Annotated in this window: 10 protein-coding genes; 6 read left to right on the forward strand and 4 right to left on the reverse strand. The window is 45.3% G+C overall.

What is annotated here, in order from left to right; all coding sequences use genetic code 11:
• Positions 1-7: 7 nt before the first annotated feature.
• From AR337_RS11435 to AR337_RS11445, 3 genes are all read right to left on the reverse strand, one after another.
• Positions 8-616 (reverse strand): succinate dehydrogenase cytochrome b558 subunit, encoded by a 609-nt coding sequence (locus tag AR337_RS11435; protein ID WP_059172121.1) that lies wholly within the window; start codon positions 614-616, stop codon positions 8-10.
• A 28-nt stretch (positions 617-644) separates the two neighbouring features.
• A complete protein-coding gene (gene aspA / locus AR337_RS11440) occupies positions 645-2,102 on the reverse strand; it encodes an aspartate ammonia-lyase (protein ID WP_059172122.1) in 1,458 nt (485 codons plus the stop codon).
• A gap of 61 nt (positions 2,103-2,163) precedes the next feature.
• A complete protein-coding gene (locus AR337_RS11445) occupies positions 2,164-3,477 on the reverse strand; it encodes an anaerobic C4-dicarboxylate transporter family protein (RefSeq protein WP_059172123.1) in 1,314 nt (437 codons plus the stop codon).
• Positions 3,478-3,821: 344 nt separating this feature from the next.
• Here AR337_RS11445 and AR337_RS11450 point away from each other — a divergent pair, with 344 nt between their 5' ends.
• Positions 3,822-5,108 (forward strand): sensor histidine kinase, encoded by a 1,287-nt coding sequence (locus AR337_RS11450; protein WP_059172124.1) that lies wholly within the window; start codon positions 3,822-3,824, stop codon positions 5,106-5,108.
• Positions 5,105-6,022, forward strand: a complete 918-nt coding sequence (locus AR337_RS11455; RefSeq protein ID WP_059172125.1) for a response regulator — start codon at positions 5,105-5,107, stop codon at positions 6,020-6,022. Before AR337_RS11450 ends, AR337_RS11455 begins: the two co-directional genes overlap by 4 nt.
• Positions 6,023-6,060: 38 nt before the next feature.
• On the opposite strand, the gene AR337_RS11460 is transcribed toward AR337_RS11455, so the two are convergent.
• Entirely contained in the window at positions 6,061-7,146 is a 1,086-nt protein-coding gene (locus tag AR337_RS11460) for an ATP-binding protein (protein ID WP_059172126.1), read from the reverse strand.
• Between the two features lie 281 nt (positions 7,147-7,427).
• On the opposite strand from AR337_RS11460, the gene AR337_RS11465 reads away from it, so the two are divergent.
• The 4 genes from AR337_RS11465 to AR337_RS11475 are packed head-to-tail and all read left to right on the forward strand — an operon-like array spanning position 7,428 to position 11,561.
• A complete protein-coding gene (locus AR337_RS11465) occupies positions 7,428-8,342 on the forward strand; it encodes a polyprenyl synthetase family protein (protein WP_059172127.1) in 915 nt (304 codons plus the stop codon).
• 10 nt (positions 8,343-8,352) lie between these two features.
• A complete protein-coding gene (gene comX / locus AR337_RS22725; RefSeq protein WP_082686939.1) occupies positions 8,353-8,517 on the forward strand; it encodes a competence pheromone ComX in 165 nt (54 codons plus the stop codon).
• 45 nt (positions 8,518-8,562) lie between these two features.
• Entirely contained in the window at positions 8,563-10,899 is a 2,337-nt protein-coding gene (locus AR337_RS11470; protein WP_059172128.1) for a sensor histidine kinase, read from the forward strand.
• Positions 10,896-11,561, forward strand: coding sequence for a response regulator transcription factor (locus AR337_RS11475; RefSeq protein ID WP_059172129.1), 666 nt, complete (start codon positions 10,896-10,898; stop codon positions 11,559-11,561). Before AR337_RS11470 ends, AR337_RS11475 begins: the two co-directional genes overlap by 4 nt.
• The last annotated feature ends 222 nt before the right edge of the window (positions 11,562-11,783 follow it).

The following is an 11,783-nucleotide window of genomic DNA, read 5'->3' on the forward strand; positions in this document are numbered from 1 at the left end:
TCAGCTATTAAGCAAATGCCAGGATGGCCCGTATCCCAATGATTGACAGCGCGACAAAAAAGCCAAGTGTCAGATAGTGGGATATCTTTTGCGACTTCGGTGTAACGGTGATTCCCCATGTAATCAGGAATGTCCAGATGCCATTGGCGAAATGGTAAATCGAAGCGATGATGCCAATCAGGTACAGGGCAAGGGCAAATTTATTATCGACGATGCCGGCCATAAGATGGAAGTTCGCTTCCGCACCGAAAAACTCAACCTGTACTTTCGTTTCCCAAATATGCCAGGTGACAAAAATCAGGGTTATGACCCCCGAAAGCCTTTGAAGGAAAAACTTCCAATTCCGAGCAAATGGATAGCGGGTGACATTGTTTTTCGCCTGAAATGCAATGTACATCCCGTAAATCCCATGAAAGTACATCGGGATAAAAATGATGAAGGCCTCCAAAAGATATTTAATGGGAAGATTCACCATGACTCCCGCGGCCGTGTTGTATGCGTCAGTTCCCCAAGTAGCAGTGTAATTGACAAATAAATGGACTGTCAGGAACACCCCAACCGGGATGATTCCTGACAATGAATGAAGCTTTCTATAAAAATGCTGGTTTTGTTTCATTGTGCCAGCCTCCTGAATTCCATTTTGGTTACGCCATTACCGGCTCCCTGGAAGAATTGGCCTTCTCTTCTATCAATTCCTTGCCGGCAATTCCGGGATGGGTCATTTCGAACGGATTAAGGATTGTAGCCAAATCGGATTCGGAAAGCGCCTTTCTTTCCAGGACGATGTCCCTGACCGGCCTGTTGGATAGGATTGCTTCCCTCGCAATCGAAGCGGCAGCTTCATAACCCACGTGCGGATTGATGGCGGTAATGATGCCGACACTATTATTCACGTAATCTTCCATTCTCTCCTTATTTGCAGTAATGCCCTTTAGGCAATGCTCACGGAAGACGCAAAGGACATTTTTCATTATTTTGATCGATTGGAGCAGATTGAAAATGATGACCGGTTCCATAACGTTCAACTCAAACTGCCCGGCTTCGCTGCCCATGCTGATGGTCAAATCATTTCCGGCTACCTGGAATGCGCACTGGTTCAATACCTCGGCCATGACAGGGTTTACCTTGCCAGGCATGATTGAGGATCCCGGCTGACGTGCTGGAAGATTGATCTCCCCAAGGCCGCAGCGGGGGCCTGACGCCATCATCCGCAAGTCGTTCGCTACCTTGGACATATTGAGCATGCAAATCTTCAAAGCACCGGAAACCTCGATATAACAATCGGTGTTTTGGGTACCGTCGACAAGGTTTTCAGACCCTATCAGTGGAAAACCTGTGAATTCAGCCAGGTAGGCGACCGCCTTCTTAATATAGGCAGGATCCGCGTTGAGCCCGGTTCCTACAGCGGTCGCGCCCATATTTACCTCATAAAGATGGTCGCGTGTAGCCTGAATCCGCTTGATATCCCGATTCAACACCCGGGCATACGCTTCGAATTCCTGGCCCAGCCGAATCGGAACGGCATCCTGTAGATGAGTGCGCCCCATTTTAATTACCCCGTCAAATTCCTCTGCCTTATTAAGAAACTCAGCATAAAGTTTATCCATTTCCTTAAGCAGGCCATCAAGGGAATCAAGCGTTGACAGATGAATTGCCGTTGGGAAGGCATCGTTGGTTGATTGAGCCATGTTGACATGGGTATTGGGGCTGATAATTTTGTAATTGCCTTTCTCTTCGCCAAGCAATTCGAGAGCCCGGTTCGCAATTACTTCATTGGCATTCATGTTGATGGAGGTACCGGCACCTCCTTGGATTGGATCGACGATGAATTCCCCATGCAGGCTTCCGGCCAGGATTTCATCCGCGGCCGCTGCGATTGCTAGGGCGATCCTTCTATCCAGCTGGCCAATATCGGCATTTGCCATGGCGGCGGCTTTTTTAACAACAGCCATTGCCCTGATCAACGCTTCATCAATCCGGTATCCGGTGATTGGGAAGTTTTCAATCGCTCGCATCGTTTGAACACCGTAGTAAGCTTCTCTCGGTACAGACTTCTCACCAAGAAAGTCCTTTTCAATACGAAAATCCACTAGATCTGCCATGTTTGTTCATCTCCTATTTTCTAAAGTTACAGCCGCCCACTTTGGACGGCTGCTTCCTTTTTTATAACAAAATCGAACTTAGCAATATGCCAATCCCGACAGCGAAAATCGTAGCTACCAACCCTGGGACCATGAAGCTATGGTTCAAAACATATTTTCCAATTCTGGTCGTTCCCGTCCTGTCGAAGTTGATTGCCGCGACAACAGTAGGATAATTCGGGATGAAAAAGTAGCCGTTTACAGCCGGGAACATTGCGATTAATAGCGCTGGGTTTATGCCTAATGTGATTCCAAGCGGCATAAGCGTCCTGACTGTTGCTGCCTGGCTGTAGAGAAGGATGGAGAGCGCGAACAGGGCGATGGCGAACAGCCAAGGCGCCGATGTTACCAAATCCGAAATCGAACCGGATATCATCGCCATATTGCCCTGGAAAAAGGTATCTCCCATCCAGGCGATTCCGAAAATGGCCACGACAGCGGCTGCTCCGGCTTTAAACACGCTTCCAGAAACAATATCTTCAACATTTGGTTTGCAGAATAAAAGGATGAGTGCCGCCGCGGTCATCATAACGATTTCAATTGAGGCAGGCATGCCCATCCGGGTGAAAACTCCCTCGATATCCCAGCCAGGGCGGAGTTCCTCAAAAGACCCAAGAAGAACAACCGATACAGCTGCTAAAAGGAACAGGACGACGGAAAGCTTTGCTCCCATTGTTGGAACGAATGCTTTTTTATCTTTTTTAATTGGCGCAAGGCCAGCTTCGAGGCGCTTCAAATACTCAGGGTCATTTGGTAGCTCCTTGCCCATTTTGCTGGAAACGAAGGCAGCAATCATGCAGGCGATAAAGGTGGACGGAATACAGATCATTAAAATATCGAGCAATTCAATTTTAAAATCAGTAAGTAGTGCAAGCAATGCGACTGTGGCTGCTGAAATTGGGCTGGCGGTAATAGCCTGCTGGGAGGCGATGACCGCGATTGACATTGGCCGTTCAGGCCGGACCCCGGACTCGCGTGATACCTCGGCAATAACAGGAAGCACTGAGTAGGCTACGTGGCCTGTTCCGGCACAAAGGGTGAAAATATACGTGACAATTGGAGCAATGAATGTGATTTGTTTAGGGTTTTTCCGCAAAGCCTTCTCGGCGAGATACACTAGGTATTCCATTCCGCCTGCGGCCTGCAGGGAGCCTGCGGCGGTAACGACAGCTAAAATCATCAGCATGACGTCAATTGGAGCGGAGGTTGGTTGAAGGCCGAAACCGAAAACTAGGATTGCCAGGCCGACGCCCCCCATAACCCCGAGGCCGACTCCTCCAAGCCTTGCACCTATGAAAATACAGGCCAGGACAACTAAAAATTCAAGCCAAAACATAATAATAAATCCCTCCTTGCAAGTATGTTTTTTATAAAGCTGGGGTTTATATTCCGTTCGTCCGCGAAATCGCGCCCTCCTCCTTGTGAAGATTTTCACATGTGGATTCGTTAGGTATAAGAAAAATGATATCGTGTAAGAGCAAGGGCGAATTTCTTGCTTAATCTTGCTGGCTTGTTCCCACGCAAATAGTATAAGCCTCAGACTATGAAAATCTACAGAAAACGACACGTTGAAGAAAAAAAGTAATACAATTGCCATATTTTTATCAACTAATCTAAAGCTCTTGCATTAAAATGGGGCTGTACAACATAAGGTGAAACGAGTGATGGTGCTTGAACATCATGTGGAGGAATATAGTAATCTATATTTTAATGGCAATTATTGTCCCGATTGCTGGGGAATTAAAATTCTTCCCTTTTCAGGGGGACCTGCGGGTAAGCCTTGGTACACCTGCTTTTTTCTTCATCTTGTTATGGTTTCGAAAATCGAATCCAATTCTGGCAGGTTTTTTGACAGGCACCTCCGTTGTCATTTTTCGTATCGTCCTCAATAAAATAGTATATGGGAATTTCTTGCTCGAAGAAGCTATTAAACTTCATTTCCCGGTTTTTTTCTATTACGTGGCATTTGCCGTTCTTTTTCACCTCTTCAAAATTAAAAAGCTGTATAAGAACCCAGTTTACCTTGGCCTTTTTGGAGTGGCAGCCGAAATTATCTCCACGTTGATCGAGCTTTTCTGCAGATCCTTTTTCAGCCAGATGCCCATGACTGCCAAATCGTTTATGATCATCGTCGGGATTGCTTTTTTCAGAAGCTTTTTCGTTCTTGGATTCTATAATATTTTTGTCATTAGGGAAGCAAGGCTATCCGAGGGGATTCAGAGGAAACGCAATGAGGAAATGCTCTTGATGGTTTCGAATTTATATGTTGAAAGGATTCAATTGAAAAAATCTATGAAAAATGCCGAGGAGCTTACCGGAGAATGGTATGCTCTCTACCGGGAATTAAAGGGCGCCTCAAGGGATGAAGCCGCCAAAAAAGCGCTTGGCATCGCGGGCAGGATGCATGAAGTGAAAAAGGACAGCCAGAGGATTTACGCTGGCTTATCAAAGCTGATGGCCAAAGAGAACCTTAAGGACGTCATGTCCATTGAAGAAATCCTGGATGTAGCCGTTACAGCCAATAAACGGTACGGGGAAATGCAGGGGAAGCAAATACAGTATGGGGTGGAAACCGCCGGAAGCCACCCCGATTACCATGCAGTCATTCTTCTCTCCCTTCTGAATAACCTGATTTCGAATGCTGTTGAAGCAATTTCTTCCGCTGGCAAAATCGGGGTTTGTGTCTGGAGGGACATTGATCAGCTAAGGGTTGTGGTGAAGGATACAGGTTCCGGCATTCCCGATAGGATAAAAAGCCTTGTTTTCGAACCTGGATTTACAACGAAATTCAGCGAATCCGGAATTGCCTCGAATGGAATAGGGCTTTCGTTCGTAAAGGATAGCATTGAGAGCTTGGGCGGGGGAATCCTCCTTTTGGAAGGAAGCGGCGGTACGGATTCTTATAAAACCATTTTCCACTTTAGCCTTCCTGTCAAAGCACTTACAGAAAGAGAGGAATTTTCATGAAGTTTTTTATCGTGGATGATTCGGCATCCGTACGAGCGATGCTGGCAAACATTATCGAAGATCATGGACTCGGCGAGGTAGCGGGGGAAGCGGAAGATGGTTCAGAGGTGTATGTGGATGAACTAGCCAGGAGAAATATTGATATCCTGTTAATCGACCTCTTAATGCCGAATCGGGATGGGATTGAAACTTTAAGGGAAATAGCTCCTTACTTTGAAGGCAAAATCATCATGGTCTCCCAGGTTGAAGCGAAAGAGCTTATAGGTGAAGCCTATACCCTGGGTGTCGAGCATTACATTACAAAACCGATTAACCAGCTTGAGGTAGTCCATATCGTAAAAAAGGTAAGTGATTATCTTCAGATTCAAAGGTCATTAAACGCTATTCATGAGTCACTTCGAGTTCTCGGCAGTTTAAAAGAAAGCCCCAGCCCCTTGAAAATGAAAAACGCTGTCCCTTCGATTGTTGCAGCAGGTAAAACCGTGCTGCTGGAACTTGGTATCTATAGCGAGAGTGGAGGCAAGGATCTGCTCGATATGCTGAGTATCCTTTACGCCCACGAAAAGGAAGGGAACAGGGAGATGCCTCCACTCAAGGATCTATTCCAGCAAGTAATGGTTAAAAGGCTGGGCAGCAAGACGCCCATGGACCAAATCCAGAAGGAAACAAAGGCGGGAGAGCAGCGGGTCAGGAGAGCCATCCATCAGGCTCTCGGGCATATTGCATCCATTGGCCTGACCGATTACAGTAACCCTAAATTCGAAAAATACGCCTCCAAATTTTTCGACTATTCCCATGTGAGATTGAAGATGATCGAACTTGAAAAGAAAACAGCGGGAAGTTCCCTGCATACCCGGATAAATATAAAGAAATTTGTTCAGGTCCTGTACAACGAAGCGTTGGAAGGGATGTGAAAAGGCCTTGTCTTGCCGCTTAGAAGCAAGGCTTTTTTTCAACCGGTTGGGTGGCTTGCATCCTTAGCAGTAAGCGGCAGACGAATGGTGACCTTCGTCCCTTCATTCTCCTTGCTCCTGATAAACATGCTGCCGCCATGGCTCTTAATGATCTCTTTACTAACCATGAGCCCAAGGCCCGTGCCATTTTCCTTCGTACTATAGAAGGGTTGTCCAATTTTCAATAAATCATCTTCGGAAATTCCCGTTCCTTCGTCCTTCACGCTAAGTATTGCGAATCCTTCCTCATTCTTTATTTCCAGCAATATGGTACCCGCTACAGGCATTGATTCAATTGAGTTTTTAACGATATTGATCAGTACCTGCTTGATTTTTCCAGGTGAGCAATGGACCGGTACATCAGCAGATTCATACCGTTCCTCAAAGATGATATTGTTTTCTTTTGCAATCGGCGTCAGAAGCATTAATACACTCTGAGCAATATCGACAAGGTTTGATATTTCTAGTTTTTTGCAGCGAGGCTTAGCCAGCAGCAATAGGTCGTCGACGATGCCCTCCAGCCTGTCAAGCTCGCTTAAAATTACCTGGCTGTACGGGTCCGGTTTCCCTTCGGCAATGAATTGTGTAAACCCTTTAATGGCAGTAAGGGGATTCTTGATTTCATGGGCAATCACGGCTGCCATCTGGCCGCTGAGGGATAGTTCCTTATCGGGTTTATTCACATGCAAACCACTATGCCTGACTGTAGTATGAAATTGCTTTTTCCCTTGAAAAACGATTGGAACAAGCGAAAATTCCGCTCTTCTCAATTTGCCCCCAGTTCCGGTTACATTCATTTCAAAACGGTTATGGCTGTCTTCATTCAAATAATTCCATAGGATCATCCGGTCGGGAGGGGAGACAAATTCAAGCAGGGAGGAGCCATTTCCCTTTTTTTGATCAGTTAGGCCAAAAAAGGTTTCACCCTCACTATTGAGGTAAGTCCAAATTCCTTCACTGGAAAGCGTCCCGATGATATCCTTCGAATATTCAACGAGGAGACGGTATCTTTCCCGGGTATCCAATTCCTCTTGTCCCATCATGGCTTGCTTTCGAGAGACAGTATCTGTTTCCCTTTGGAACAATACGCTTCATTCCTCTCATATAAAAGTAGAAATATATTCAAGACAAGGATTGTCAAAAATGGTATAATTAGCCTGTCAAAATAACAGGTAAAAACAGGTATTAAAGCCTAGTTTAGCCTGATGATTCAAGGGTTTATGGAAAAATTTGTACACCTTCCTTCCTATTATTGCATAATACTCCCACAACTGTTTTTGCGGATAGACGCATATGGCATTGCGTCAATCTTTTAGTATGATTAATACAATTGATTAACAGAGTATGATTTTTGGAGGATGGCTTTGTGACCGTCAAGGTGCCGGAAAGAATATTCGATTCAATGGTAGGGTTGATAAGAAAATCTGTTTTGCAGGAGGACCTTCAGGAAAAAATTATTGCATATGTTGAGTACAAGGCCATAAAGGGGTTTCCGTTTGCTGAATTGGCTATCCTGCATTACAGCATGATGAATGGGGCGAAAACAAAAGAAATCCTGGCAATCTGTGCGGCGGTGGAACTCCTGGTTCTGGCGGGTGACATCCTCGATGATTTAGAGGACGGGGATGCAGCTGGTAACCCCTGGCTTCTGGATAAAGCAGTAGGCCTTAATGCTTCGACAGCAATCCTGATGCTTGCTATCAATCTCTTAAACCAGTCAAACCACCCATTCAAGGAGGAAGCGGCAGGAATTTTCATCGAATATACTTTGTTGGCGTGCAATGGCCAGCATATGGATTTAACGAATCAGCTTCCGGATGAAAGTGAATGCCTCAATGCAATTCTTTTAAAATCCGGGTCGCTTGCTGCTCTCGCTTGCCTGGTTGGATCTGCATTGGCCATCGGCTCTCCCCCAGAACCAATTGCCCGCTATTCAAGGTACATCGGCCTTATTGGCCAGCTTAATAATGACCTTCAGGACTTATGGGGACGGAACAATAAGAGCGACCTGCTTGGCAGAAAGTATACGCTCCCCACACTTTATCTGCTAAAAGGAAAAAGTGAGGCCTCCGCGCTGATCCGCAAGTATTATAGTTGGGAAGTTGGCCAGGATGAGCTAGTCAGAAACAATGAAAAAATATCTGCCGCCATCTTGGAGAGCGGCGTCCATACATACATCGGAGTAATGAAAAAAATCTATCAAAACAAAGTGAAACATGAACTAAAGCATCTTGGTGTAAGCCATCAATATATAGATCAGCTGATCCAATATACCTTATAGGGGGAGGAATATGATGCTTGAAGTTATTCAATTTCTTGTCGGGAACCTTGATGTGCTCGAAAAGGTAAAGGACGGGACAGCAAGCCTGATAGGGGTCAATTCAGAGGAGCTGAAAGCGATTTACGAGGTCTTTTTTGACGGAACAATCACTCCATCGGCCTATTACTGGGAGTAAACGGAAGGCCGGGAGAACCCATTTCCCGGCCTTTGAGGTGAGACTATGAAACTGGCAGAATTTCAGCGGGCCATCCTGCAAATTTCAGTATTGGCCGTTTTAACATTGGCGATATACTTTGTTTTTGTCATAACCAAATACCCCCTCATTGGCTTGGAGGTTGAACAGGCAAATGGGCAATGGCTTGTCAAACAGCTATATGGCAAGGGCTGGGCCGCAGATTCCGGGATTGAAAAGGGTGATGCCATTTATCTGGTGAATGAAGCACCGCCGGATAAACACAGGTCCGTAACCCGGTTCGGCAGGGTTGAAATGGCTAGGAACATTACAATTACCGATAAAGCAAATAGCCGCCAAACCTATTTAGTTTCTTATCAGACAATGGATGAGAGAAAGGCTTTTTATTCCTTTGTGCCGATCCTGTTTATCTGCATGTCTTTATTTCTATGTCTCTTTTTATTTATGCAAAAAGTTGATGACGAATCTATTTTCCTATTGATATGCTTCCTCCTTTTACTGGGAATTTCCTATTTGGGATCGTTTGTTTCCGCTAGGGGGGATTTAATAGGAAGGCTTTCCACAACAATTACATTTCCAGGCTCACTGATCCTTTTCGTCCATTTCATGAAAAGTTATTTCCGAAGATACAATCTTGAACTAATCGGTGACCGTGAGATGAAGGGAATCTATCTGTTTTACCTGCTTGCTATGGTTTTGCTTTCGGGGAGCTTTTTCCTTCCAAGACTGACTTCGGCAATGACGATTGTAAAATTAGTATTCTTCCTTTTCCTATTATCCTGTTTTCTCTTCCTGCTTTCACGCTTTTATAGCAGATATAAAAACTCGGAAGGTAAAAACATTCTAAAAATCCTTTGGTTTACGCTCTTTTTGGCATTCGCGCCATCTGTTGTTTTCTATGTATTTCCGCTAATTGCCTTTAAAAAAGAACTGGTTTCAGCTGAAATAACAGGCTTGTTCATCCTTGTCATTCCACTGATGTTCTCCTACCTGCTGCTGGCGGAAAAGCTGTTCGATATTGATTTTTTACTAAGTAGGCTGAGGTATTATTCAATCCTCTCCTTACCGTTTTCGTTTGGCGTTTCACTATTGTTATGGAAACCGCTCCATCTTGGTTTGGCATCCAGGGAAATGGTTCTGATTGTCCTTGTTTTCTTTTCTTGCAGCATCCTGTTTTTATATTGCAAGGAGTTCATGGATTTTAAAGCAAGGGACCATCTCTTTTCACAAAGAAGCAACTATGAAGCAAGCCTTTACACTTTTTTTCAAAAAGCGAAGTATGAAACGAAGGTTTCCAGCCTGCTTTCGAACCTTGCAGAGGAGGTCCGGAAAGTCCTGCGGGTTAAGGAAGTCCATATCCTCGAAATCAAGCCGGAAAAAGATGATAAATGGGTACTGACAAAGAGGGGTGGCCTTCCAGACTCGATCGTTGAGGATATCCAAGGCATCAATTGGGATGTAATCCGTGCAGGAACGCTGGTTGAAATCCATAACGGCTTTTGTATTATCATTGGGGAACATAAAAAGCGGAAAAGCGTGTTGTTCAGCGGATTAAAGCGATATCGGACAAACCTGAACGTCCAGGAAAAAATCTGGCTTGAGACAATAGCCTATTTTTCCAGCATCCTGCTTGAAAATTTTCAGCTGATAGAGGACTTGTTCCGCCGGATTGAGGATTATAAGGAACAGGCCAGAAGCAATAATGAAACCTATCCTTATTGGTTGTCGAGGCTTCTGTTCTCACTCTCCGAAAAGGAACGCCTCAATCTTTCAGTCGATCTGCATGATTCCGTCCTGCAGGATTTATTGCAGCTTTTGCGCGAGGTTGAATTAATTAGAAGCAAAGTTCCGAATCCTGACATTAAAAATGATTTGTTCGTCCTGAAAGAGCGGATGCTTGACAATATCCATATGCTGAGGGATACCTGCAATGAATTGAGGCCGCCGTTTTTAAGGGAGCTCGGAATCATCCAGTCCATTCAAAATCTGATAGACCAGACAAAGCTCCGCTCAAACTTTATTCTGCGCACAGAGTTGGACCCGTTAATCAGCGGCCTTGATCAGGAGAGGGAGCTGGCGCTTTACCGCGTTGTCCAGGAATTGTTGAATAACGCAATGAAGCACTCGGATGCTGCCGATGTAAAGCTCTCTTTAAGAAAAATAGGAAACTGTGCCATCCTCTTATACCGTGATAACGGGAAGGGAATGGATATGAAAAAACTCGGTGATTCCTTTAAAACGATGGGGATAGCGGGGATAAAGGAACGGATTAGAAGCCTGGGAGGAAGGGTAATGATTACCTCCAGCCCTGGTGACGGATTAAGCGTCCAAATTGAAGTCGATACCCGGGGGGAAGAACGATGATCCATGTATTGATTGTTGATGATCATCCTGCGGTCGGGGAGGGTACCCGGACAATCATTAATGCCGAGTCGGATATGGAGGCCGATGTCCTGACCGAGTCCGATAAAGTGATGGTAAAGTTGCAGCAAGGCAAATACGATATTTTCCTTATTGACCTGTACATGCCGAAGGTGAACGGAATCGAGCTTGCGAAAGCAATCCTGCATGTTAATCCCCTGGCGAAGGTTCTGATTTATTCCGGCTTTGATTTAATGGCCCATTTCAATTTGCTGATTGAAGCGGGAGTATCAGGCTTTATTAGCAAGACAGCATCAGGAGAACAGCTGATAACATCAATCCGGTGCGCGCTGAATGAGGATGCCGTCATCCCGCTTCAATTGCTGAAGCAGCTCCGGAGAGTGAACGCAGCGCCAACAACCGTCGAGGGCCAGCAAAATCTTGGCGATATCAGCCTCACCAAAAAGGAGCAGCAAATACTCGAAGCGATTTCAAAAGGCATGACGAACAAAGCCATTGCCATCACCCTGGCGATGAGCCAAAGGACAATTGAATACAACCTCACAAAAATCTTCAATAAGCTGGGCGTGGGATCAAGGACGGAAGCCTTGATGAAAGCCAAGGAATTTGGATTGCTATCCCGCCATGCGGTGAAGAGTGAATAGTGATAATGTTCAGGCGGGATACCGCCGTGGCCATGTATGTAGACCATTTTGAAGGGATTTTTCCTTTAAAGTGGTCTTCGTTTTTTGTATCCAGATCACTTCAATGCGGTTTTTCTATCTAATCAGCCACACTTAGGGAAATTTCTCTTACCCAACCGTCCCATTCCCCCTCAGTCTGAAGTCCTAGGAAAAAATCAACCCATGGCTTCATAACCTAAAAAG

This window comes from Bacillus sp. FJAT-27445, from assembly GCF_001510665.1.
Taxonomy (GTDB): Bacteria; Bacillota; Bacilli; order Bacillales; family Cytobacillaceae; genus Bacillus_D.

Excerpts from the sequence above, each read along its gene's own strand:
- AR337_RS11470 (WP_059172128.1), top strand. The coding sequence starts at position 8,563 with ATGAAACTGGCAGAATTTCAGCGGGCCATCCTGCAAATTTCAGTATTG.
- AR337_RS11435 (WP_059172121.1), bottom strand. The coding sequence starts at position 616 with ATGAAACAAAACCAGCATTTTTATAGAAAGCTTCATTCATTGTCAGGA.
- AR337_RS11455 (WP_059172125.1), top strand. The coding sequence starts at position 5,105 with ATGAAGTTTTTTATCGTGGATGATTCGGCATCCGTACGAGCGATGCTG.
- comX (WP_082686939.1), top strand. The coding sequence starts at position 8,353 with ATGATGCTTGAAGTTATTCAATTTCTTGTCGGGAACCTTGATGTGCTC.
- AR337_RS11475 (WP_059172129.1), top strand. The coding sequence starts at position 10,896 with ATGATCCATGTATTGATTGTTGATGATCATCCTGCGGTCGGGGAGGGT.
- aspA (WP_059172122.1), bottom strand. The coding sequence starts at position 2,102 with ATGGCAGATCTAGTGGATTTTCGTATTGAAAAGGACTTTCTTGGTGAG.
- AR337_RS11445 (WP_059172123.1), bottom strand. The coding sequence starts at position 3,477 with ATGTTTTGGCTTGAATTTTTAGTTGTCCTGGCCTGTATTTTCATAGGT.
- AR337_RS11450 (WP_059172124.1), top strand. The coding sequence starts at position 3,822 with ATGTGGAGGAATATAGTAATCTATATTTTAATGGCAATTATTGTCCCG.